The 22,546-nt window shown below is 67.7% G+C and carries 18 protein-coding genes; 11 read left to right on the top strand and 7 right to left on the bottom strand.

The window, feature by feature from the left end; all coding sequences use genetic code 11:
- Positions 1-3: 3 nt before the first annotated feature.
- Positions 4-375, top strand: a complete 372-nt coding sequence (locus JANGC3_RS0112305; RefSeq protein WP_017876792.1) for a hypothetical protein — start codon at positions 4-6, stop codon at positions 373-375.
- Positions 376-417: 42 nt separating this feature from the next.
- Here JANGC3_RS0112305 and JANGC3_RS0112310 read toward each other — a convergent pair whose 3' ends face one another.
- Together JANGC3_RS0112310 and JANGC3_RS0112315 are read right to left on the bottom strand one after the other, a co-directional pair.
- Positions 418-2,769, bottom strand: a complete 2,352-nt coding sequence (locus JANGC3_RS0112310) for a hypothetical protein (RefSeq protein WP_017876793.1) — start codon at positions 2,767-2,769, stop codon at positions 418-420.
- A gap of 293 nt (positions 2,770-3,062) precedes the next feature.
- Complete coding sequence (locus JANGC3_RS0112315) at positions 3,063-4,076, bottom strand: serine/threonine protein kinase (RefSeq protein WP_017876794.1); 1,014 nt, start codon at positions 4,074-4,076, stop codon at positions 3,063-3,065.
- Between the two features lie 101 nt (positions 4,077-4,177).
- On the opposite strand from JANGC3_RS0112315, the gene JANGC3_RS0112320 reads away from it, so the two are divergent.
- Together JANGC3_RS0112320 and JANGC3_RS33730 are read left to right on the top strand one after the other, a co-directional pair.
- Complete coding sequence (locus tag JANGC3_RS0112320; RefSeq protein WP_017876795.1) at positions 4,178-4,888, top strand: UPF0149 family protein; 711 nt, start codon at positions 4,178-4,180, stop codon at positions 4,886-4,888.
- Between the two features lie 307 nt (positions 4,889-5,195).
- A complete protein-coding gene (locus JANGC3_RS33730) occupies positions 5,196-5,852 on the top strand; it encodes a PEP-CTERM sorting domain-containing protein (protein ID WP_017876796.1) in 657 nt (218 codons plus the stop codon).
- Positions 5,853-6,020: 168 nt separating this feature from the next.
- Here JANGC3_RS33730 and JANGC3_RS0112330 read toward each other — a convergent pair whose 3' ends face one another.
- From JANGC3_RS0112330 to JANGC3_RS0112340, 3 genes are all read right to left on the bottom strand, one after another.
- Positions 6,021-8,075: a M3 family metallopeptidase gene (locus JANGC3_RS0112330; protein ID WP_017876797.1), complete on the bottom strand. Its 2,055-nt coding sequence runs from the start codon at positions 8,073-8,075 to the stop codon at positions 6,021-6,023.
- Between the two features lie 98 nt (positions 8,076-8,173).
- Positions 8,174-8,830 (bottom strand): VOC family protein, encoded by a 657-nt coding sequence (locus JANGC3_RS0112335; protein ID WP_017876798.1) that lies wholly within the window; start codon positions 8,828-8,830, stop codon positions 8,174-8,176.
- 149 nt (positions 8,831-8,979) lie between these two features.
- Positions 8,980-9,891 carry a DMT family transporter gene (locus JANGC3_RS0112340; RefSeq protein WP_035787658.1) on the bottom strand — a complete coding sequence of 304 codons (912 nt, stop codon included), beginning with the start codon at positions 9,889-9,891 and terminating at the stop codon, positions 8,980-8,982.
- Positions 9,892-10,067: 176 nt separating this feature from the next.
- Here JANGC3_RS0112340 and gcvA point away from each other — a divergent pair, with 176 nt between their 5' ends.
- A complete protein-coding gene (gene gcvA / locus JANGC3_RS0112345) occupies positions 10,068-10,976 on the top strand; it encodes a transcriptional regulator GcvA (RefSeq protein ID WP_017876800.1) in 909 nt (302 codons plus the stop codon).
- 27 nt (positions 10,977-11,003) lie between these two features.
- Here gcvA and JANGC3_RS0112350 read toward each other — a convergent pair whose 3' ends face one another.
- A complete protein-coding gene (locus JANGC3_RS0112350) occupies positions 11,004-11,774 on the bottom strand; it encodes an arylamine N-acetyltransferase family protein (RefSeq protein ID WP_017876801.1) in 771 nt (256 codons plus the stop codon).
- A 73-nt stretch (positions 11,775-11,847) separates the two neighbouring features.
- Positions 11,848-12,432 carry an oligoribonuclease gene (gene orn, locus JANGC3_RS0112355; protein WP_026132900.1) on the bottom strand — a complete coding sequence of 195 codons (585 nt, stop codon included), beginning with the start codon at positions 12,430-12,432 and terminating at the stop codon, positions 11,848-11,850.
- A gap of 52 nt (positions 12,433-12,484) precedes the next feature.
- Here orn and JANGC3_RS0112360 point away from each other — a divergent pair, with 52 nt between their 5' ends.
- The 7 genes from JANGC3_RS0112360 (at position 12,485) to JANGC3_RS0112390 (ending at position 22,543) form a co-directional block, all read left to right on the top strand.
- Complete coding sequence (locus JANGC3_RS0112360; protein ID WP_026132901.1) at positions 12,485-13,753, top strand: M48 family metallopeptidase; 1,269 nt, start codon at positions 12,485-12,487, stop codon at positions 13,751-13,753.
- 14 nt (positions 13,754-13,767) lie between these two features.
- Positions 13,768-14,148: a 4a-hydroxytetrahydrobiopterin dehydratase gene (locus tag JANGC3_RS0112365; RefSeq protein WP_017876804.1), complete on the top strand. Its 381-nt coding sequence runs from the start codon at positions 13,768-13,770 to the stop codon at positions 14,146-14,148.
- Positions 14,145-15,035 carry a ribosome small subunit-dependent GTPase A gene (gene rsgA / locus JANGC3_RS0112370; protein WP_017876805.1) on the top strand — a complete coding sequence of 297 codons (891 nt, stop codon included), beginning with the start codon at positions 14,145-14,147 and terminating at the stop codon, positions 15,033-15,035. Before JANGC3_RS0112365 ends, rsgA begins: the two co-directional genes overlap by 4 nt.
- A gap of 178 nt (positions 15,036-15,213) precedes the next feature.
- On the top strand, positions 15,214-18,111 hold the full coding sequence (locus JANGC3_RS0112375; protein ID WP_232429697.1) for an ATP-binding protein: 2,898 nt from the start codon (positions 15,214-15,216) through the stop codon (positions 18,109-18,111).
- A 255-nt stretch (positions 18,112-18,366) separates the two neighbouring features.
- Positions 18,367-19,287, top strand: coding sequence for an ornithine carbamoyltransferase (gene argF / locus JANGC3_RS0112380; RefSeq protein WP_017876807.1), 921 nt, complete (start codon positions 18,367-18,369; stop codon positions 19,285-19,287).
- Between the two features lie 26 nt (positions 19,288-19,313).
- The gene (locus JANGC3_RS0112385) at positions 19,314-20,546 is read left to right on the top strand and encodes an argininosuccinate synthase (RefSeq protein WP_026132902.1); all 1,233 of its coding nucleotides are present in this window, start codon (positions 19,314-19,316) and stop codon (positions 20,544-20,546) included.
- Positions 20,547-20,731: 185 nt separating this feature from the next.
- On the top strand, positions 20,732-22,543 hold the full coding sequence (locus tag JANGC3_RS0112390) for a methyl-accepting chemotaxis protein (RefSeq protein ID WP_017876809.1): 1,812 nt from the start codon (positions 20,732-20,734) through the stop codon (positions 22,541-22,543).
- The last annotated feature ends 3 nt before the right edge of the window (positions 22,544-22,546 follow it).

The raw sequence follows: 22,546 nt of genomic DNA on the forward strand, positions 1-22,546 counted from the left end.
ACCATGACCACCAGCAAACGCATCACGTTCACCCTGATCGGCGTCGCCGCCGCCGCGCTGGCGCTGTTCTGCGCCTACACCTGGATCGCGCTCAGCGTCACCTATTCGGAAGGCGAGCGCGCCGGCTTCCTGCAGAAATTCTCCAAACGGGGCTGGGTCTGCAAGACCTGGGAAGGCGAAATCATGCTGACGACGCTGCCGGGCGCGGTGCCGGAAAAATTCCAGTTCAGCGTGCGCGACGACGCCGTGGCCAAGCAATTCCTGGCCGCGACCGGCCAACGCGTGCTGCTCAGCTACGCCCAGCACAAAGGCGTCCCGACCGACTGCTTCGGCGAAACCGAATACTACGCCGAAAAAGTCCACATAGTCCCATAACGCGACCCAGGTGGCATGAAGTTGGCGCGTCGTAGGGCGTTTTTAACGCGCTTGCCAGTCGTGGCTGGAGGCTTCGCTTGACTGGGTCAGGCGCGCGATCATTTCGCGGGCGATCATTTCGGATTGGGCGCGCTCGGTTTTGGCGCGCGCGGCGGCGATGGCGGACGAAAAATCGCCCTCCTCCACGCGCTGGCTGGCCACGTGCTCGGCTTGCAGCTTTTCCTGCAGCTCCGCCAGGGCCTGTTCTTCCGCTTGCAGGCGGCGGCTTTCCAGCGCCAGCAGTTGTTGTTTCGCCGCGGCCATCGCGCGGGTCGCGTCGGCCACCTTGCGTTGCAGCGCGGCGTGTTCTTGCGCGCCGGCCAGCAGGATTTTCTGCGCTTCGCATTTCTCGACGCTAGCCTGGTACGCGTCCTGTTCGGCCAGTTCGCGCTGGCGCTCGGCCTCGGCGTTTTCCCGCTCGACCAGCGCGCGCGCCGCCGCTTGCGCCGCCGCGTTCCTTTCCGCTTCGACGCGGGCGGCGATCGCTTGCAGCGCGCGCTCTTCGGCTGCGCTGGTCTGGCGCTGCAGCAGCAAATGCTCTTCCTTCAGCGCCAGCGTCTGGCGTTCGGCCTGCACGAAGGCCTGTTGCGAGGCCAGCAGCGCTTGTTCCGACGCCAGCAGGGCCGCCGCCGTTTGCGCCTTGTCCTGTTCGGCGCGGGTGCGTTCGCCATGCACCTGGCCCAGCTCGACCGCCAGCTTGGCCTGGGCCTGGGCCGCTTGCGCCGCCAATGCCTTTTGTTCCGCCTCGATGGCGCTCTGCTCGGCGATCACCCGCGCCGCGGCCGCTTGCTTGTCGGCCGCCTCTTGCAGGCGCATTTCGGCGTCCTGCTGCGCGCGCAGCGCCTGTACCGCGTCCTGTTCGGACTGGATGCGCGCCTGCGCGGCGGCCGCGGCCACCTGTTCGGCGTCGAGCCGCTCGTTCATGCTGGCCAGCGCCAGGTGTTCGGCGGCGCCGCGTTCGCGCTCGGCCGCCAGCAGGCGCACGGCCTGCGCGGCTTTTTGCTGCGCCAGCGCGGCGTTCGCGCCGCTCTCCTCAACTTGGGCGGCGATGGCCAGCACTTCGGTTTGCGCGGCCGCGTTTTGGCTTGCCGCCAGTTCGACGCCGGCGCGCGCCAGGCTCTCGCGCTCCTGCGCCAGGCGGGTGGCGCGCTGCCGCTCGTCGAGTTCCTGCACGGCGGCGGCGGCGGCGGCGGCTTCGGCGGCCTGCAGCAGGCGCGCCTGTTCCATCGCGTTGGCCTCGGCCTCGACTTTGGCGTGGCCCTGGATTTCGGCTTCCTGCTCGGCGGCGACGCGCGCCAGCGCCACCGCGCGCAACTGGCGGTCCACTTCGATGCGCGCCTCGGTCGCGGCCAGGATGCGCAGGTCGGCGTCGCGGCGCGCTTCGGCGCTGGCGGCGGCCACCATTTCCAGGCGCTCGCGGTGGATCGCCGCGTCGCGCACTTCTTTTTCCGTTTGCAGGCGCAGGCGCAGCGATTGCGCGGCGTGGCGTTCCGATTCGGCCTGGGCCAGCGCGATCGCCTCGCGTTCCTGTTCCAGGTGGGCCAGCGCGCGCGCCTCTTCCAGCGCGCGCACTTCGGCGGCGGCGCGGTTGAAGGCCGACTCCAGGGCGACCTGGTCGGCGCGTTCGCGCTGCATGGTCAATTCGAGCGCCTCATTTTCGGCCTGGGCCAGCATCTGCGCGGTCTGCCGCGCGCCGTAGGCGTGCCGCTCGCGCTCGCGCGCCAGCACCGCCAGGCGCGCGTCGGCCGAGGCGATGCCGACCATTTCCTCTTTCGCCGCCTGTACCGCGGCGACCCGCTCGACCGCTTGCAGGCGGGTCTGCTCGGTTTGCACTTGCAGCTCGTCGGCGGCGCGCGCGGCCTGCTCGGCCAGCGCCGACTCGGCGGCGTTCTGCTCGCTGGCGCGGCGGCGGTTTTCCTGTTCGGCCTTGGCGCGCTGCTCGGCGGCCAGGCGGATCTGCGTGTCCGATTCGACGCGGGCGCGCAGTTCGGCGGTTTCCAGCCTGACCGCTTCGAGCCGGGCCTCGCTGGCCTGGGCCGCCGCGCGCATGGTTTCCAGGCGGTCGCGGTTGGCGGCGATCGACTCCTCGGCGGCCCGCGCGTTTTGTTGGGCGGCGGCGGCGGCGGCGCTGTCGATGGCGGCGCGGTCCTCGGCCAGCACGCGCACGCGCGCTTCGGCCATGGCCCGGCTTTCGGCGGCGCAGGTGGCTTTGGCCTCGGCTTCGACGCGGGCGATCGCTTCGTGGATCGCCTTCATTTCCATTTGCGCGCGCCCGGGCGCGGCGGCCGGGGCCGCTTCGGCGGCGGCGGGCAAGGCGGCCGGCTCGGCCTCATGCAGCGGGCAGTCCAGCACCATGTCGTCCTGCGCGTCGCTGGACGAGTATGCGACGGTGAGTGTGGCGCCTTGGCGATCTGCCTGTTGTGCTTGCATGAGTTTCTCGCTGTGTTGGTGTGTTCCGTGGTGTTGCCGGAATTTCTTAACTCCTATTATGGCTGCGCGGCGGCGCCGGCGGAATGGCAAGCAGAGAGGGGTTTACCGTTCATTTCGGCTGTTTGGCGGCCGAATCCGACGCCGGCCCTCTGCCGACGCCAGCCGGGTTACGCCGTTCCGGCTAACCCGATCTACGAAAATCACGCTGCCTTGACGGCTTAGACCGGCCAGAGCGGCGCTTCGTCCATCAGCGCGATCTGTTCGCGCAGTTCGAGGATGCGGTCTTGCCAGTAGCGCTGGGTGTTGAACCACGGGAAGGCGACCGGGAAGGCCGGGTCGTCCCAGCGCCGCGCCAGCCAGGCCGAGTAGTGGATCAGGCGCAGCGTGCGCAGCGCCTCGACCAGGTACAACTGGCGCGGGTCGAAGTCGCAGAAGTCTTCGTAGCCGGCCAGGATGTCGCCCATCTGGCGCACCATGTCGCCGCGCTCGCCCGACAGCATCATCCACAGGTCCTGTACCGCCGGCCCCATGCGGCTGTCGTCGAAGTCGACGAAATGCGGGCCGGCGTCGGTCCACAGCACGTTGCCGCCGTGGCAGTCGCCGTGCAGGCGCAGCGGCGCGATGTGGCCGGCCCGCTCGTAGCAGCGCTGCACGCCGTCGAGCGCCTGCTGGGCCACGCTGGAGTAAGCGGCCAGCAATTCCGGCGGGATGAAATCGTTCGCCAGCAGGAAGTCGCGCGGCTCGACGCCGAAGCTGGCCGGGTCCAGCGCCGGCCGCTCGCGAAACGGCGCCAGCGCGCCAACCGCGTGGATACGCCCGATGAAGCGGCCGATCCACTCGCGCGTGGCCGGGTCTTCCAGCTCCGGCGCGCGGCCGCCGTGCTTGCTGAACACGGCGAAGCGGAAGCCCTTGAATTCGTGCAGGGTGCGGCCGTCGATGGCCAGCGCCGGCACCACCGGGATTTCGCGTTCGACCAGCTCGGCCACGAAGGCGTGCTCTTCGAGGATGGCGGCGTCGCTCCAGCGCGCCGGCCGGTAGAACTTGGCCACCAGCGGCTGGGCGTCCTCGATGCCGACCTGGTAGACCCGGTTTTCGTAGCTGTTCAGCGCCAGCAGACGGCCGTCGCCGCGCAGGCCGACGCTGTCGAGCGCGTCGAGCACGCAATCCGGGCTCAGTTCGGAGAAAGGGTGGACGGCTCTGGCGTCGTCGGGCGGCTGGTTTTCGGTGTGCATGGACGTTATTGTACGGCCCATCGCGCGCGTCCGAGCAAACTCCCGAGCGAAAGCCGGTCACAGGGCGTATACTGTCGGCTTCCCCTAAGAAAGAGCACGCCATGCAACTCGACCAGCCATTATCCGAAAAAGAATTCGACGAACTAGACCAATTCCTGTTGTCCGAGCGTAGCTCCGACGATGCGATGACGATGGACATCCTGCACGGCTACCTGACCGCCATCGCGATCGGACCGGAAAGCATCATGCCGGCCGAGTGGTTGCCGCGCGTCTGGGGCGAGGACGGCAAGGCCGCGCCGAAGTTCAAGAATCCCAAGGAAGAGGAACGCATCGTCAACCTGATCATGCGCTTCATGAACGAGGTGCTGGTGACGTTTGAAGTGGCGCCGAAGGAATTCGAGCCGCTGTTCGTCGAGCACGAGCACGAAGGCCAGACCCTGATCGACGCCGAGGCCTGGTGCTGGGGTTTCTGGGAAGGCATGGAGTTGCGCGCCGGTTCGTGGGACGAAATCTGGGAGTCCGAGCTGGCGCCGCTGATGCAGCCGATCTACCTGCTGGGCGCCGACGAGATCGAGGAAGAGGAACTGCAACTGGTCGAAGACCCGGTCAAGGCGCACAAGCTGGCCGTGGCGCTGGAGGCGAACCTGCCCGAGATCTTCCGTTTCTGGGTGCCGCGCCGCAAATCCGCGGTGCAGACGCTGAAGCGCGACGAGCCGAAAGTGGGCCGCAACGACGATTGCCCTTGCGGCAGCGGCAAGAAGTTCAAGAAGTGCTGCGGCGCCGAAGCGGCCGCCGAGCCGGCAGCCGAGTAAGCCACGGCGGCAAGCCACCCGGCTTGCCGCCCGCCGTAACATCCGCCACGTCCGCGACATCCGCCGCACCTGCCACACCTGCCCGCGCCGGCCGCACCAAGCGGCGGCGCGGCCGGCGCCGGCGCTCCGCCCCTCCCCGTACGCCCCCCCATTCTCGTGCAACGCCAGCCTGCCACGGCGACGCAAGAATAAATTTCAAATAAATAATTATTTTCTTGCATCTTTCTTAAGGTGGCCGTACATTCAAGTTGTCTTAATTGAATTGTCAATTAAAACATCTTGCCTTGTTAACCCACGTCTAGAGGAGTTGATCTTGCATATGTCTTCCCTGTCCCTGAAAACCCTGTCCCTCGCCGTTTTACTGATGGCTGCCAGCGCGGCGCAAGCCGATATCACCGTGTACACGAACCAGTCGGCCTATCTGGCCGCCGTCGGCAACACCGGCGTCGATTCCTACGACGACCTGCCGATCGACTCGGTCGACGGCCCGCTGGCGCGCACGGCCGGCGCCTACAACTACGTCGCCAGCTCGGGGCCGGCGTCGCCGATACTGTACGGCGCCGGTGAAGGCGGCGACAATTGGTTGACCGCCAACGCCCGCCGCGACACCATCACCTTCGACGGCTTCTCCAGCGGCGTGCGCGGCGTCGGCGGTTTCTTCTTCGGCTCGAACCTGTTTGGCGACTACACGTACAGCGACACCATCACGCTGACCGCCACCGACGCGCAGGGCCATTTCGTCAGCTACGATCTGGACGTCCCCGACCGCTCCTCGTTCCTCGGCTTTGTCTCAACCGACGACTTCACGCAAGTGACGCTGGCGGCCGGAGACCAGCCAGGCGTCTGGGCCACCGCCAACGACCTGCACCTGTCGGTGTCGGCCGTGCCGGAACCAGGCACTTACGGGATGCTGCTGGCCGGCCTCGGCCTGCTAGGCTTTATGTCGCGCCGCCGCACAGTCTAAACCTCCCTAGCGCGCCGCCCTACTCCGGGCGGCGCGCAGCCGTTCCCCTCCGCCCCGATTCACCGCACCTGTCGGTGTCGGCCGTGCCGGAACCGGCCACCGGGAACTGGCCGGGGAGTGACGGCGGCGGAAGATTTCATAGGTCGGCTTACGCTTCGCCCACCCGGGCTACGGCGTAGCCTCGAACTGTTCGCCCAGCCAGCCCTTGAAGGCGTCCATGTTTTGCGGCCGGCCGAGGAAGTCCTGCACCAGTTGCGCCGCCGGCTTGGTCGCGCCCGGGTCGATGACGCTCTTGCGGTAGCGCGCCGCAGCCGGGCCGTCGAGCGGCCGGGCGCGCTCGAAGCGGCTGTACAGGTCGAGCGCGATCACCTTGTCGAGCACGTAGGTGTAGTAATTCGACGCGTAGCCGGTCAGGTGGGTGAAGCTGGCGTACAGGTGGTTGCCCTCGACGAAGCTGAACGGGCTGTAGCGGGCGGCGGCCTCGCGCAGCAAGGCGTCGGGGTCGGCCTCGGCCACCGGGCGGTCGTGCAGGCGCAGCGACAGGCTGGCGTAGAACAACTGCCGCTGCGCCCAGTAGCCGCGGCCGAAGGCGTTGGCCGCGTTCATCCGCTGCACCGTCTCGGCCGACAGCACGGCGCCGCTCTGGTAGTGGCGGGCGAACGGCGCCAGCACGCTGTGGCTGCGGAAAAACTCCTCCAGCATCTGCGACGGCGCCTCGACGAAATCGCCCTCGACGTTGAAGCCGCCCTGGCCCGACCAGCGGTTCTGGCTGCCCAGGATGTGGTGCATCAAATGGCCGAACTCGTGGAAGTAGGTGACCACTTCGCTGTACTGCATCAAGCCCGGGTCGCCCGGCGCGCCACCCGAGAAATTGCAGATCAACATACCCTCCGGCAGTTGCCGGCCGCGGATGCCGGGCACCACCGCGGCGCTGGAAAACCACTTGTCCTTACCCTCGCGCGGATGCATGTCGAGATAGATCCGGCCGACCTTGCGGCCGCCGTCGACGACGTCGAAGAGCGTCACCGAGGCGTGCCACCGCGCGACGTTGTTGACCGGCTTGAACTGCACGCGGAAGATCTTGGCGGCGGCGTCGAGTATGCCGGCCTCCACCTTGTCGTAGGCGAAGTACGGCCGCACCGACTGGGTGTCGAAGGCGTAGCGCTCGCGCCGGTACTGGTCGATCCAGTAGTTGGCGTCGGACTGGGCGATCGCCGTCAACTCCGGCTGGCGGCCCTGGGCGAACGCCAGCAACTGGGCGTACTCCTTTTGCATGGCGTCGTGCGAGGCCTGGTCGACCTCGCCGAACAACTTGCGCACGTTGGCGGCGCTGCCGATCATCTGGTCGGCGGTGGCGAAGTCGGCATAGCTGGCGAAGCCGAGGATGCCGGCCAGCTCCTGGCGCGTCGCCAGCAGCTCCAGCAGCACCTGGCGGTTGGCCGGATAGGCGCGCGCGTGGTAGGCCAGGTACATGCGCCGGCGCAGCTCGGCGTTGTGGGCGAAGTCGAACACCGGCGCGGCGTCCGGCTGGTCGGTGGTGAGCGTGTAGCGGCCGTCGGCGTCGGGCTGGTGGCGGGCGATGTAGTCGGCGGGCAGGCCGTCGAGTTCGGCCAGCGTCGCGCCGACCTTCAACGTGCCGTCCTGGACGTTGCGGCCGAACACCAGTGACAGCTCGGTGATCTTATCCTGCAGCGCGTGGATGCGGGCGCGGCTGGCGTCGTCGCGGTCGACGCCAGCCAGGCGGTACAGCAGCAGCGTGCGCTCCAGGTAGTGCCGGGTCGCCGCGTCGCCGGGCGCCGCCACCACCTTGCCGAGCGCCTGGTAGACCGCGCGGTTCAGGTTCAACGTGGCACTGGCGCTGGCCACCTTCCGGTTCAGCGCCTGCGCCTTGTCGCGCAGCGCCGCGCCCTGTCCCACCGCGTACAGCAGATAGGCCTGGTTGCCGGCCAGGCTAAGCTGGTTGAGCGCCTCGTCGTAGTGCCGCAGCGTGTTGGCGACCGTGCGCGCGCCGCGCGCGGCCAACAGTTTGTCGACGCTGGCGCGGGCCGCGGCCAGGTGGCCGTCGACCCAGCGTTCGAGCTTGGCCGGGTCGTTGCCGGCGGCCCAGGCGTGCAGCGGATCGGCCGGCGCCGGCGCGGCTGCCGCCGGCGCGCCGGACAGCGCGGCGCACAGCGCCGCCAGCGGCAGGGCAAGCGACAGAACCAGATGGCGTTGAGCGAGCATGCGGACTCCTTCAGGCGGGGCGCGCGCCGCACGGTGGTGCGCGGCGCAGTGCCGACACTAGGCTACCACAGGCCCCGGCCACACCTGCGCCCGCGATGCTACCAGCGCAACAGCAAAGGCAGGCCAGGCCGAAAGTCGTGCGCGCGCCCCGCGCCCTCGTGGTCGAAACCGATCTCCAGCAGGTGGCCGTCGCCCGCGACCATCTGGACGCCGGCGGCGCCCGCGGCGGCGGCGGCGGCCGACGCGGCGCCGCGTATCGGCGAGGTTAGGCGTAGCGAGGTGATCTGGCGCAGTCCGCCCGGCCGTTGCAGGGGCTGGCGGCGCGCCGGCGCGGCCGCGTCGGGCCGGCCGCCAAAGGCCAGGAAAAACCACATCGGCTCGGTGGCCGGCGCGTCGGCGACGTCGACCGCCAGCCCCGGCGGCAGGTACGCCGGCCGGTACTGCCAGCTGGGAAACGGCGCGTGCGGCCCGTCGGCACCGCCGGGCCGAAAGCACAGCCCAAACGGCGACACCCGCGCGGCGTCGCCCGTGAGCCGCTGGAACAACATGGTCGGCCGGGTGGCGTCGCTGTTTGCCTCGGCCGCGTCGGCCAGCCACAACAGCTCGACGAAAGCGTTGTCGAAGAAGAAGCGCCGGTTCGCCGTGCCCTGCCCCGGATGCGTGTTGCCCGAGCCTTCCAGCAGGCCGAACCGCGCCAGCGCCTCGGCCTCGGGCGCGCCCGGCTGCACACAAATGAAGATATGGTCGATTTCCACTTGGAACCTTAAATATATGACAATCGTCGATCGTAACATCGAATCCTCTCCCGATCCGCGGCGGACGGGCGGCGCTGAAAATCCAGCAAAGGCAAAGAGCCGGGGTCAGGCCTGAAGGTCCGCCCCCAGGGTGACGCTGTTCATTTTCATTAACTCAACGCCGAAGCCTCCCGGGCGCCCGTCGCGCCGGCCGCCGGCCGGGCCGGCGGCCGTTGCGCCAGCAATACCACCGCCGTCAACACCAGCGCGCCGCCCAGCAATTGGCTGGCGCTGACGCTCTCGTGCAGCATCGCCACGCCAAGGCCGAGCGTGACCACCGGCTCCAGCGTCGACAGGATCGATGCCTGCGCGGCGCCGACTTCCTTGACGCCCGACAGGAAGCAGGCGACCGCCATCGCCGTCGAGAACAGTGCGATTGCCGCCACCGCCAGCCAGCCGCCGGCGCCGTCCGGCAGCGCCACGCCGTTCCACATCGCCAGCCCGGTATTGTTCACCGCCGCGGTCACCATGATGACGACGCAGGCCGCCATCGGATGGGTATCCTGCCGGCTGCGCGAGAGGCGGTTGCCCAGCAAGATATAGAACGCGTAGATCGCCGCCGCCAGCAGCGCCAGCGCGATGCCGATCGGCTTGCCCTGCAACTCCCCTCCCAGCGTGACCGCCATGCCGCCAACCGCGACCAACATCAGCACCAGCATGCGCCGGTCCAGTTTCTCCCAGCCGAACGCCAGCGCCAGCGCCGTCACCAGCACCGGATAGACGTATAACAACAGGCCGACCAGGCCGCTGCTGGCGTGCAGCAGCGCGTTGAAATAGCTTTGCGACTGCGCCGTATACATGCAACCCATGGCGATATAGCCGGCCAGCACGCGCCCGCGCGGCAGTTGCAGGCCCTTGATCCAGACCACCGGCGCCAGCATCAGCGCCGCCAGCACGAAGCGCAAGGCCAGCAGGGTCGACGGCGCGACGCCGGACGCGTACGCCGCCTTGGCGAACAGGGCCATGCTGCCGAAACCGACGGCCGACAGCAATACCAGGGCGACTGCGCGTCGATGGGACATGATTTTTCCTTGTGTTGGCTAGTGTGGAGGGGGCGCCGCCGCGGACCGGAGCGAGACGCGCAATGCGTCAATTTAATTGCGGGTCGTCTTCAAGCGACGAATCCATCATATTCGCTTGCACAGTTCTAAACAAACCAATATTCTTCCCGCTAAGACCAAATATTATTGAGGCTAACATGTCACGCCAACTGCCCCCGCTCGCGGCCCTGCACGCGTTTGAAGCGGCCGCGCGCAACCGGGGTTTCCAGCGCGCCGGCGAGGAGTTGCACGTCTCCGCCGGCGCGATCGGCCACCACGTCAAGCAGTTGGAGGCGTGGCTGGGCGTGCCCTTGTTCCAGCGCATGGCGCGCGGCGTGGTGCTCACCAGCGCCGGCCAGCGCTACGCCGAATCGCTGCGCCCCATCCTCGACCGGCTGGCCGACGTCTCCGAGGCGGCGCGCCGGCAGGGCGAGGAGCGCGTCGTCACCGTCACCGCCACCACCTCGCTGGTGACGCGCTGGCTGATGCCGCGCCTGGGCCGGCTGCGCGACCGCCACCCGCAAATCGAGCTGCGCGTGCTGGCCTCGACCAACGCGGTCGACCTGGCGCGCGAGGGCGTCGATGTGGCGATCCGGCTCGGGCCGGGGCATTATCCGGGGCTGAAGGTGGACTTATTGATGGAGGAATGGTTTTCGGCCGTGTGCAGCCCGGCCTACCTGGCGGCGGCCGGCGATTTGTGCGGACCGGCCGACCTGCGCAGCTATACGCTGCTGCACGACGAGCCGGAAGCCAAGCTGCCCGCCGAGATGAACTGGGCGCGCTGGATGCACAGCTGCGGCGTGCCGCACCCGGGCGGCAGCGGACCGCGCTTTTCGCACACGTATTTGAGCCTGGAGGCGGCGGCCAGCGGCCAGGGGGTGGCGCTGGCCGCCGAACCCTTGATCGCCGCCGACCTGGCGTCGGGCCGGCTGGTGCGCGCGCTCGAACACCGGGTCATGGGGCCGTATTGTTATTACCTGCTGCGCTCGGTCCAGGCGGAAAGCAATCCGCTGGTCCACGCGTTTTGCGATTGGCTGGTCGCCGAGGCCAGGGCCGACGCCGCCTAGCCGGCGGCGCACAGCGCCCGGCGCGCCTCAGGCGTCCGGCGCCAAGCCGAAGGTGTCGCGCAGCAGCGCGGCGCGCTCGCCGGGGCCGACGGTGCGTTTGTCGACGTGGCCGGCGCGCACCGTTTTCAGCAGGTCGCCGACGAAAATATGCCGCCCCTCGGGGTCGTGCCGGACGATCACCAGCTTCTGCACGAAGATCGCGTCCGGATGGGTCGAATTCAAATAATTCGCCGGCGCGAAGTCGATCCATTCCTGCGGCGACAGGTCGAAGCCGTACTGCCGGCCCCACTCGCCCTCGACCAGCGCCTGCAGCAAATAGTCGCGTTCGTTGAGCTTGCTCAACATGAAGCTGTCGTCGTCCTGGCGCACCGCGCTGTCGAGCAGGTCGAGGCGCATCGGCGCGCGGATGCCGTAACTACCAAAGCCCAGGTCGCACAACCACTGCACGCCGTCCAGCGTCAACACCACCGCCATGTGGGTCTTCGGCCGTTTGACCGGGTAGAACATCGGCCGCGCCGCGACGAACTGGTAGGCGATGCCGAGCGCTTCCAGGGCCATCGCGAACAGGCCGTTGACCTCGTAGCAGTAACCGCCGCGGCGGCGCCCGACGATCTTCTCGACGATTTCCTCCGGCACCAGCGAGACCACCTTGCCGGCCTGGACGTCGAGGTTTTCAAACGGCACCGCGAACAACTGGCAGCGCATCATCGAGTGGACGGTGGCGATGTCGGCGCCGGCCGCGCCGGCGTAGCCGATCCGGTCCAAATACTCTTGCAATACGAAGTTTTCGGCGTGCATAGTCGGTCGTAGAAAAGATAGGGGGCGTGAAGGCGCCGCCCCGACCGGGCCGGCGCGCAGACGGTCTGCGGGGTTACAGTTTGATGAAATGCTCGCGGTAGTACTTCAATTCTTCGATCGACTCGATGATGTCGGCCATCGCGGTATGCTTCTGGTGCTTCTTGAAGCCGGTGGAGATTTCCGGCTTCCAGCGCTTGCACAGTTCCTTCAGGGTCGACACGTCGACGTTGCGGTAGTGGAAGAACGCCTCCAGCTTCGGCATGCCGCGCACCATGAAGCGGCGGTCCTGGCCGATGGTGTTGCCGCACATCGGCGACTTGCCGGCGGGAACATACTTCCTCAGGAAGGCGATCAGCTCGGCTTCGGCTTGCGCCTCCGTCACCGTCGACGCCTTGACGCGGTCGATCAGGCCGGAGCGGCCGTGGGTGCCCTTGTTCCAGGCGTCCATTTTGCCCAGCGTCTCGTCGGACTGGTGGATCGCGAACACCGGCCCCTCGGCCAGCACGTTCAGATGCATGTCGGTGACCACCACGGCGACCTCGATGATGCGGTCGGTGTCCGGCTCCAGGCCGGTCATTTCCATGTCGACCCAGATCAAATTCATCTCATTTGGGCGGATTGGGGTGGCGGGTGCTGCTACGTCGGTCGCTTGTGACATAATTCTCTCTTGGCCAAATCAATTCAATCCGCCATTTTCTCACAGGCATAGAATGTATTCACTCGCGTTTTCCATTTTGTTTGTATCTTTCCTTCTGTTGACGCTAGTGGTGCGCTTCTGGCTCGCTTCGCGCCACATCCGCCACGTGCTGGCCAACCGCGCCGCCGTGCCGCCCGAATTCGCCGAGAAAATCCGCCTGGCCGCGCATCAAAAGGCGGCCGACTACACCGTCGCCAAGACCAAGCTGGGGCTGCTCGCGCTGCTGGTCAACAGCGCCGTGCTGATCGGCTTCACCCTGCTCGGCGGCCTGCAATGGCTGTCGATCGAAGTATTCAAGCTGGCCGGCCCCGGCATGGCCTACCAGCTCGGCCTGCTGGTCGCCTTCGCCGCCATCTCCGGCCTGCTCGACCTGCCGTTCGACTATTACAAGCAGTTCAAGCTGGAGCAGCGCTTCGGCTTCAACAAAATGAGCAAGGCGCTGTTCTTCGCCGACATGGCCAAGGGCCTGCTGCTGGGCGCGGCCATCGGCCTGCCGTTGATCTGGGTGGTGCTGACGCTGATGGAAAAAACCGGCGGCCTGTGGTGGTTGTACGCCTGGCTGGTGTGGAGCGGCTTCCAACTGTTGATGATGGTGCTGTTCCCGAGCGTGATCGCGCCGCTGTTCAACAAGTTCACGCCGCTGGCCGACGAATCGCTGAAAACCCGCATCGAAGGCTTGATGCGGCGCGTCGGCTTCGCCTCGAAGGGCCTGTTCGTCATGGACGGCTCCAAGCGCAGCGCCCACGGCAACGCCTACTTCTCCGGCTTCGGCGCCAACAAGCGCATCGTCTTCTTCGACACCCTGCTGGCGCGCCTGGCGCCGCAGGAAATCGAGGCGGTGCTGGCGCACGAACTGGGCCACTTCAAGCTCAAGCACATCGTCAAGCGCATCGGCATGATGTTCGCCATCTCGCTGGCCTTCCTGGCGCTGCTGGGCTACCTGAAGAACCAGCTGTGGTTCTACACCGGCCTGGGGGTCGACCCGCTGCTGCTGGCCGGCCAGCCCAACGACGCCATGGCGCTGATCCTGTTCATGCTGGCGCTGCCGGTGTTCACCTTCCTGCTCGGCCCTTTGACCTCGCTCAGCTCGCGCAAACACGAGTTCGAAGCCGACGCCTTCGCCGCCAGCCACACCGACGCGCGCGACCTGGTCTCGGCGCTGGTCAAAATGTACGAAGACAACGCCTCTACGCTGACGCCGGACCCGCTGCATTCGGCCTTTTACGACTCGCACCCGCCCGCCAGCGTACGCATCCGCCAACTCAATCTGGCCCCGCAATGAGCCCGGAGAATTTTATGACCAATACCACCAACGACACCGCCGCGCTCAGCGCGCAACATTGCGCGCCGCGCCAGCACGCGCTCGACCAGGGCGCCGTCGCGCGCCTGCTGCCGCTGGTTCCCGGCTGGGCCGTCGAGCACGGCAAGCTGTGCCAGAGCTTCGCCTTCCGCAACTACTACCAGACGCTGGCCTTCGTCAACGCGCTGGCCTACATGACGCACGCCCAGGACCACCACCCGGAACTGACCGTAAGCTACAACAGCTGCGTGGCGCGCTACGCCACCCACTCGGTCAACGACGGTAAGGGCGGCCTGTCGGAGAACGACTTCATCTGCGCGGCCAAGGCCGACGCGCTGTACCGCGCCACGGCGCACAGCGCGGCGGTGGCGGCATGACGCAACTGACCGGCACCATCATCGCCGCGCACGGGCGCCACTACCTGGCCGACGCCGACGGCGTCAAGCTGCAGTGCGTCACGCGCGGCAAGAAGACCAACGTCGCCGTCGGCGACATCGTCAAGCTGACGCTGACGTCGCAAAACCAGGGCGTTATCGACGTCATCACCGAGCGCAAGACGCTGCTGTACCGCTCCGACCAATACAAATCGAAGCTGCTGGCGGCCAACCTGACGCAGTTGTTCATCGTCGTCGCGACCGAACCGGGCTTCGCCGACGACCTCATTTCGCGCTCGCTGGTGGCGGCCGACGCGGCCGGCATCGAGGCGCGCATCATCCTCAACAAGACCGACGTGACGGCCTCGCTGGCGCGCGCGCGCGAACGGCTGCAAGCGTACGCCGCGCTGGGCTATCCGATCCACGAAGTGTCGGCGCGCGCCGACCCCGAGCACGCGGTGGCGACCATGGCGCCGCTGCTGGCCGGCCAGTCGTCGATCCTGATCGGCCAGTCCGGCATGGGCAAGTCCTCGCTGATCAACCTGCTGGTTCCGGACGCCGACATCGCCGTGCGCGAAATCTCGGCGGCGCTCGACACCGGCAAGCACACCACCACCTTCACGCGCCTGTACAGCCTGGGCGCCGAAGCGTCCATCATCGACTCGCCCGGCTTCCAGGAATTCGGCCTGTACCACCTCAGCGAAGGCATGCTGGAGCGCGCCTTCCGCGAATTCAAGCCCTACCTGGGCGGCTGCAAGTTCTACAACTGCCGCCACCTGATCGAGCCGCAATGCGCGGTGCTGGCGGCCGTCGCCGAAGGCAAAATCGCGCGCATGCGCCACACCCTGTACGGCCAGCTGCTGCACGAATCGGCGCAAACGCTGTACTAAGCGTTCAGTTCGCCTGTCGTAGCTCGGATTAGCGCAGCGTAATCCGACGCCGGGCCGCCGCCGACGCCAGTCGGGTTTGCCACGTCGTGTAACAGCGGAGGGCTAACCCGACCGGCGAAAATCGCCAACGCCACGCCCTCCCCTTGCCAACTGCGCAACTTGTCAAATGCAGCATACAATGCTGGCCAGTACTATCTTGTCCGCACGGCCGGGGCAGGCCCACTCGCTCAAGGGACCGCAGATGGAAATGTTCGCGCGCGACGACCACGTCGCGCAATGGGAAACGGCGTTGCTGCCGCTGCGCGGGGCGGCCCGCCTGCCGGCGCTGGTGGCGCTGGCCTGGCATGTGCGCCAGCGCGACAGCGCGCGCGCGGCCGCGCTGGCCGCCGAAGCCCTCGACTTGCTGCCGCGCGCGGCGCTGGCCGCGCCGCAGCGGCGCGCCGCCGCCGCGCGCCTGCTGCTGGTGCAGGCCGAAACCATCTGGTTGCACGGCGCGCTGGACGACGCCGAGGCGCGCGCGCGCGAAGCCGGCGCGGCGCTGCGCGAGCTGGGCGACGGCGCCGGCTGCGCCGACGCGCACTGGCTGCAAGCCTGGATCGCGGTCGACCGTGGCGAGCACGCGCGCTGCGACGCCGAACTACTCCAGGCCGCCGACGCCGCCCGCGGCGCCGGCGACACGCTGCGCGCGGCCATCGCCGAGGCGGCCACGGCGCGCTGGGCGGTGCTGCGCGACATGCACGCGGCCAGCGCCCGCTGGGGCCACCACTTCGACAGCGACGAGGCGCGCCCGGCCGCGCTGGCGGCCTGGGTCAACGACTACCTCGGCCTGAGCGCCAGCCAGTCGCGCGACTTGGGCGCGGCCGCCGGCTACTACATCGGCTGCTACGAGGCGGCGCTGGCCACCGGCCAGCTGCGCCAAGCCATCACCGCCGCCATCAACATCGGCGGCTACTTCACCCGCCTCAACGACCACCACGCCGCGCTGGAATGGAAGCAATGCGCGCTCGACCTGGCGCGCCCGACCGGCTGGCCGCGCAGCGTCGGCGCCGGCCTGATGCACACCGCCGAATCGCTGCGCCGGCTGGGCCGGCTGGAGGCGGCCGGCCAGCTGCTACAGGAGGCGCTGCAGATCATGGCACCGCTGTCGGGCTCGCGCAGCTACGCCATCGCGCTGCGCTACCTGGGCGACCTGAGCCTGGACCGCGGCGACTACGCCGCCGCGCTGGACGCCTTCACCCGCCTGGAACAGCGCGCCGACGCGCTCGACCAGGCCGACTTCCAAAGCTCGGCGCGGCGCGGCCAGGGGCACGCGCTGTCCTGCCTGGAGCGCCCGCACGAGGCGCTGCGCGCGGCGCTGACGGCGGTGGCGTTGGCCGAGCGCCAGGGCCACGCCTACAACCACATCGCCGCGCTGCGCGTGCTGGCGATGATCCACGCGCGCCACGCGCTGCCGGCGCCGGCGCCGATGGGCGAGCCGAACGGCGCGCTGCACTACCTGAAACAGGCGCTGGCGGTGGCCGGCACCGTCGCCGGCTACATCGTGCCGGGCGACCTGCTCGACGCGCTGGCGCGCGAATACGCCCGGGCCGGCCTGTACCAGCAAGCCTACGCCACGGCGCTGGAAGCGGGCGCCGCGCGCGAGCAGACCCACAGCCAGGAGGCCGGCAACCGCGCCACCGCGATGCAGGTGCACCACCAGACCGAACACGCGCGCGCCGAGGGCCAGCACCACCGCGCACTGGCCGAATCGGAGGCGCGCCGCGCCGCCGTGCTGCAGCACACCAGCGCCACGCTGGAGCGGCTCTCGGCGATCGGCCAGGAAATCACCACCCACCTGGAAGCCGACGCCGTGTTCCAGGTGCTCGACCGGCACGTCCACGCGCTGCTGCCGACGGCCACCTTCGCGGTCTACCTGAACGCGCCCGACGGCGCCAGCCTGGTGCGCGCCCACGGCGTCGAGGACGGCCGCGCGCTGGCGCCGAACAGCATCGCGCTGGCCCACCCGCACGCCTACGCGGCGCGCTGCGCGCGCGAGCGGCGCGAAGTCTACATCGAACGCATCGCCGACGACGGGCAGCACGTGACGGTGGTGCCGGGCACGCAGGCGACGCTGAGCGCGCTGTACGTGCCGCTGCTGGCGGGCGAGCGGGCGCTGGGCGTGATGACGGTGCAGGCGCTGCACGCCGACGCCTACGGCGAGCGCGAGCGGCTGATCTTCCGCACCCTGTGCGCCTACGGCGCCGTCGCGCTCGACAACGCCCACGCCTACCGCCAATTGCAGGACGCCCAGACGCAGCTGGTGTCGCAGGAAAAGCTGGCCGCGCTCGGTTCGCTGATGGCCGGCGTCGCCCACGAACTCAACACGCCGATCGGCAACAGCCTGCTCATCGCCAGCACCATGCAACAGAAAACCGAGGAACTCGACACGCTGATGGGCGGCGCCGGCATGCGCCGCTCCGACCTGGCCGCCTACATCGCCGACTCGAAGAAGGCCTCGGTGCTGGTGATGCGCGGGCTCACCAGCGCCGCCGACCTGGTCAACAGCTTCAAACAAGTCGCGGTCGACCGCACCACCGAACAACGGCGCCTGTTCGACCTGCAGCAAGTGGCGCACGAGATCATCGCGACGATGATGAACCGCATCCGCGGCAACGGCCACAGCCTCGAATTCGACATTCCGCCGATGCTGGTCATGGACAGCTACCCGGGGCCGTTCGGCCAAGTCGTCACCAACCTGATCAACAACGCCCTGCTGCACGCCTTCGAGCGCGGCCAGGGCGGGCAAATCTGGCTGAGCGCGGTGGCGCTGGCGAACGGGCGCGTGCGCGTCACCTTCCGCGACAACGGCGCCGGCATCGCCGAAGCCCACCTGGGGCGCATCTTCGACCCCTTCTTCACCACCAAACTGGGACAAGGCGGCAGCGGCCTGGGGCTATCGATCAGCTACAACATCGTCAACGCGCTGCTGGGCGGCGACATCGGCGTGGCCAGCGGCGCCGGCGGCACCACCTTCACCCTCGAGCTGCCGCTGAAAGCGCCGCGGCACGACCCGGCCCACCCCGCCGCCATCTATTGACGTGCCAGCGTCCGCGGCCCCGGGCTTGTTGCGTTCGCCGGCGCGGCCAGCTTCTGTCACGCGCGCGCCGTTTTACCGCAGATTGTTCGGCCGGAAAGCGCCGCCGCCGCCCGGTCGTTGTGGGAATGTCCAGACGCTTGCGGCGCCCCCGCGGCCGCCGTCCTTTCCATTCCAAAAGCAAAACCCTTATAATTGATCCGCTTACCGGCGGGAAAGGCACGCCGCCGGCGGCCTCCGCATCCTCAAGTGGTCTATATGTCTACCAAAAAACCGATCAAGCATTACCTCCAGTTTTCCGACTTTACGTTGGCCGAATATGAATATGTGATCGAGCGCGCCCATCTGATCAAGCGCAAATTCAAGAATTATGAGATTTACCATCCGCTGATCGACCGTACGCTGGTCATGGTATTCGAGAAAAATTCGACCCGCACCCGCCTGTCCTTCGAGGCCGGCATGCACCAGCTGGGCGGCGCGGCGATTTATCTGAATACCCGCGATAGCCAGCTCGGCCGCGGCGAGCCGGTCGAGGACGCCGGCCAGGTGATGTCGCGCATGTGCGATATCATCATGGTGCGCACCTTCGGCCAGGATATCATCGAGCGTTTCGCCGCCAATTCGCGCGTGCCGGTGATTAACGGCCTGACCAACGAGCACCACCCCTGCCAGGTGTTCGCCGACATTTTCACCTATATCGAACACCGCGGCTCGATCGCCGGCAAGGTCGTCGCCTGGATCGGCGACGCCAACAATATGCTGTACTCGTGGCTGCAGGCGGCCGAGGTGTTCGGCTTCCACGTCAACGTGTCGACGCCGAAGGGCTACGACGTGGACCTGTCCCAGGTGACGACGAAGCGCTACACCTTTTTCGCCGAGCCGTCCGACGCCTGCGCCGGCGCGCACCTGGTCAACACCGACGTCTGGACCAGCATGGGTTACGAGGCCGAGAACGCGGCGCGCCTGGCCGCCTTCGACGGCTGGATCGTCGACGCCGCCAAGATGGCGCGCGCCGCGCCCGACGCGCTGTTCATGCATTGCCTGCCGGCCCACCGCGGCGAGGAGGTCGCCGCCGAGGTGATCGACGGCCCGCAGTCGGTGGTGTGGGAAGAAGCCGAGAACCGCCTGCATGTGCAGAAGGCCCTGATTGAATACCTGCTGTTAGGCCGGGTAAACTGAACGTATCAACGACAACTGGAAATATTATGAGCGATATTAAAAAAGTAGTGCTGGCCTATTCGGGCGGACTGGACACCTCCGTCATCCTGAAGTGGTTGCAGGATAACTATCAATGCGAGATCGTCACCTTCACGGCCGACCTCGGCCAGGGCGAGGAACTCGAGCCGGCGCGCGCCAAGGCGATCAAGTTCGGCATCAAGCCGGAAAACATCTACATCGACGACGTGCGCGAGGAGTTCGTGCGCGATTTCGTCTTCCCGATGTTCCGCGCCAATACCGTCTACGAGGGCGAGTACCTGCTGGGCACCTCGATCGCCCGTCCGCTGATCGCCAAGCGCTTGATCGAAATCACCCGCGCAACCGGCGCCGACGCCATTTCGCACGGCGCCACCGGCAAGGGCAACGACCAGGTGCGCTTCGAGTTGGGCGCCTACGCGCTGAAACCGGACGTCAAGATCATCGCCCCGTGGCGCGAGTGGGACCTGCTGTCGCGCGAAAAACTGCTGCAGTACGCGCAGGACGCCGGCATCGAGATCGACATGAAGCACAAGAACGGCGGCGCGCCGTATTCGATGGACGCCAACCTGCTGCACATCAGCTTCGAGGGCCGCCACCTGGAGAACCCGAGCGCCGAGGCGGAAGAGTCGATGTGGCGCTGGACCGTCAGCCCGGAAGCGGCGCCGGACGCCGCCGAGTACCTCGACGTCGAATACGAAAAGGGCGACATCGTCGCGCTGAACGGCGTGCGCATGTCGCCGGCCACGGTGCTGGCCGAGTTGAACCGCGTCGGCGGCAAGCACGGCATCGGCCGCCTCGACCTGGTCGAGAACCGCTACGTCGGCATGAAGTCGCGCGGCTGCTATGAAACCCCGGGCGGCACCATCATGCTCAAGGCGCACCGGGCGATCGAGTCGATCACGCTGGACCGCGAAGTGGCGCATCTGAAGGACGACCTGATGCCGCGCTACGCCTCGATGATCTACAACGGCTACTGGTGGGCGCCGGAGCGCGTGGCGCTGCAGACGCTGATCGACCACACGCAGCAGTGCGTGAACGGCTGGGTGCGCCTGAAGCTGTACAAGGGCAACGTCATCGTCGTCGCGCGCGATTCCAAGACCGACTCGCTGTTCGATATGAACATCGCCACCTTCGACGAGGACGGCGGCGCCTACAACCAGGCCGACGCCGGCGGTTTCATCAAGCTCAACGCGCTGCGCATGCGCATCGCCGCGGTGGCGCGCGAAAAACGCGGCCAGTAAGGCCGCGCATCGACGCCCCCGGCCGCGGCCGGGGGCGGGCAACGGGCCGCTTCGCAGCGGTCCGTTTTTTTTTGCGCGGCGTCAATGCACAAGTTCGCGCCACGGGGGCGCCGCGCATGGCAGAATGCTAGGGTGCAAGTGAATGCAAGCGAGCAAGCACGCCACCGCCCCGACCCGGAGAGTCCATGTTTACCGACCTGAGCATTAAAAACAAGCTTTACCTCGGCTTCGGCGCCATCGTCGCCATCATTTTGGTCTTGCTGGTGGTGGCCTACAACAGCTTCGCGCGCCTGTCCGAGGCCAACGCCTGGGACCGCCACACCAACGACGTGATGCTGCGCGTCGACAAGGTCCAGAACGCCATCCTGCAAATCCAGGCCGAGACCCGCCTGTTCCTGCTGAACGGCGACGAGGCCTCGCTCACGCCCGAGCGCGACGAGTCGCAGCTGTTGCAGAGCCACGTCCGGCAACTGGTCGCGCTGACCGCCGACAACCCGGCGCAGCAGCAGCGCGCCAGGAAAATCGAGCAGTTGACGCTGGCCTGGGTCAAGGAGTGGATCGCGCCGCTGATCGTCCAGCGCCGCGCGCTGGGCGGCGCGGCCGGCGCCGCCGACATGATCGGGCGCAGCCTACCCAAGGGCGGTTATCCGGCGCTGAAGCAGTCCAGGCAGTTGATCGAGGAGCTCGACGCCGAGGAAAACCGCCTGCTGGCCGAGCGCGCGCGCGCCTCCGCCAAGCTGCAGGAAAACATGGTGCTGGTGCTGTCGCTGGGCGGCCTGCTGTGCGTGCTGGCGGCCTTGGCCATCTCCTTCCTGCTGGCCAAGGCCATCCTCGGCCCGCTCAACAACCTGACCGACGCGGTCGGCCGCGTCGCCGCCGGCGAACAGGGCGCGCGCGCGGCGCTCGTCTCGCGCGACGAGCTGGGCCAGGTAACGCTGGAGTTCAACCGCATGGCCCAGACCATCCAGGACAACCAGGTCAACGAGCAAGTCGCCACCAACCTGCTCAAGGGCAAGGTCGACGCGCTGCTGCTGGTGGTGTCGAAGGCCGCCTCGGGCGACCTGACCGGCGTCGTCGAGATCCGCGGCGCCGACGCCATCGGCCAGCTCGGCGGCGGCCTGGCGACGATGTTCGAGAACCTGCGCAGCCTGCTCAACAACGTCCAGAAGGCCGGCATCCAAGTCACCACCTCGGCCACCGAGATCGCCGCCTCGGCCAAGCAGCAGGAGGCCACCGGCATCGAGCAGGCGCAGACCAGCGTCGAGATCCTCAGCACCACCAAGGAGATTTCAGCCAACACCAGCCAGTTGCTGAAGACCATGGAGGACGCCACCGCCGTGGCCGACTACACCACCTCGGCCACCGCCGAGGCGCAAAACAACCTGAAGCGGATGGACCAGACCATGCAGCACATGGTCTCGGCCACCGATTCGATCAACGCCAAGCTGGCCGCGCTGTCGGAAAAGGCCAGCAACATCAACAGCGTGCTGATCACCATCACCAAGGTTGCCGACCAGACCAACATCCTGTCGCTGAACGCCGCCATCGAGGCCGAAAAGGCCGGCGAGGCCGGGCGCGGCTTCTCGGTGGTGGCCACCGAGATCCGCCGCCTGGCCGACCAGACCTCGGTGTCGACCTGGGACATCGAGCAGATGCTCAAGGAGATGCAGTCGGCGGTGTCGGCCAGCGTCATGGGCATGGACAAGTTCTCCGAGGAGATCCGCCGCAGCGTCGGCGAGGTGCGCCAGGTCGCCGAGCAGTTGTCGTCGGTGATGGACCAGGTGCAGAAGCTGGCGCCGCAGTTCGACGCCGTGCTGCAGGGCATGCAGTCGCAGGCCATCGGCGCCTCGCAGATCTCGGACACGATGATGCAGTTGAACGACGCCACCCAGCAAACGGTCGATTCGCTCAAGGCCACCAGCGAGGCGGTACACCAGTTGCAGTACGCCGCCGGCGACCTGCAGGCCAGCGTCGCCAATTTCGCCGTCGCCACCTAGCGG

The organism is Janthinobacterium sp. CG3 (assembly GCF_000344615.1).
Classification (GTDB): domain Bacteria; phylum Pseudomonadota; class Gammaproteobacteria; order Burkholderiales; family Burkholderiaceae_D; genus Janthinobacterium.

What these genes read in the sequence shown, in the direction of transcription:
- JANGC3_RS0112305 (WP_017876792.1), top strand. Translation starts at nt 4, where the DNA reads ATGACCACCAGCAAACGCATCACGTTCACCCTGATCGGCGTCGCCGCC.
- JANGC3_RS0112310 (WP_017876793.1), bottom strand. Translation starts at nt 2,769, where the DNA reads ATGGTGCTGGACTGCCCGCTGCATGAGGCCGAGCCGGCCGCCTTGCCC.
- JANGC3_RS0112315 (WP_017876794.1), bottom strand. Translation starts at nt 4,076, where the DNA reads ATGCACACCGAAAACCAGCCGCCCGACGACGCCAGAGCCGTCCACCCT.
- JANGC3_RS0112320 (WP_017876795.1), top strand. Translation starts at nt 4,178, where the DNA reads ATGCAACTCGACCAGCCATTATCCGAAAAAGAATTCGACGAACTAGAC.
- JANGC3_RS0112330 (WP_017876797.1), bottom strand. Translation starts at nt 8,075, where the DNA reads ATGCTCGCTCAACGCCATCTGGTTCTGTCGCTTGCCCTGCCGCTGGCG.
- JANGC3_RS0112340 (WP_035787658.1), bottom strand. Translation starts at nt 9,891, where the DNA reads ATGTCCCATCGACGCGCAGTCGCCCTGGTATTGCTGTCGGCCGTCGGT.
- gcvA (WP_017876800.1), top strand. Translation starts at nt 10,068, where the DNA reads ATGTCACGCCAACTGCCCCCGCTCGCGGCCCTGCACGCGTTTGAAGCG.
- JANGC3_RS0112350 (WP_017876801.1), bottom strand. Translation starts at nt 11,774, where the DNA reads ATGCACGCCGAAAACTTCGTATTGCAAGAGTATTTGGACCGGATCGGC.
- orn (WP_026132900.1), bottom strand. Translation starts at nt 12,432, where the DNA reads ATGTCACAAGCGACCGACGTAGCAGCACCCGCCACCCCAATCCGCCCA.
- JANGC3_RS0112360 (WP_026132901.1), top strand. Translation starts at nt 12,485, where the DNA reads ATGTATTCACTCGCGTTTTCCATTTTGTTTGTATCTTTCCTTCTGTTG.
- JANGC3_RS0112365 (WP_017876804.1), top strand. Translation starts at nt 13,768, where the DNA reads ATGACCAATACCACCAACGACACCGCCGCGCTCAGCGCGCAACATTGC.
- rsgA (WP_017876805.1), top strand. Translation starts at nt 14,145, where the DNA reads ATGACGCAACTGACCGGCACCATCATCGCCGCGCACGGGCGCCACTAC.
- JANGC3_RS0112375 (WP_232429697.1), top strand. Translation starts at nt 15,214, where the DNA reads ATGCTGGCCAGTACTATCTTGTCCGCACGGCCGGGGCAGGCCCACTCG.
- argF (WP_017876807.1), top strand. Translation starts at nt 18,367, where the DNA reads ATGTCTACCAAAAAACCGATCAAGCATTACCTCCAGTTTTCCGACTTT.
- JANGC3_RS0112385 (WP_026132902.1), top strand. Translation starts at nt 19,314, where the DNA reads ATGAGCGATATTAAAAAAGTAGTGCTGGCCTATTCGGGCGGACTGGAC.
- JANGC3_RS0112390 (WP_017876809.1), top strand. Translation starts at nt 20,732, where the DNA reads ATGTTTACCGACCTGAGCATTAAAAACAAGCTTTACCTCGGCTTCGGC.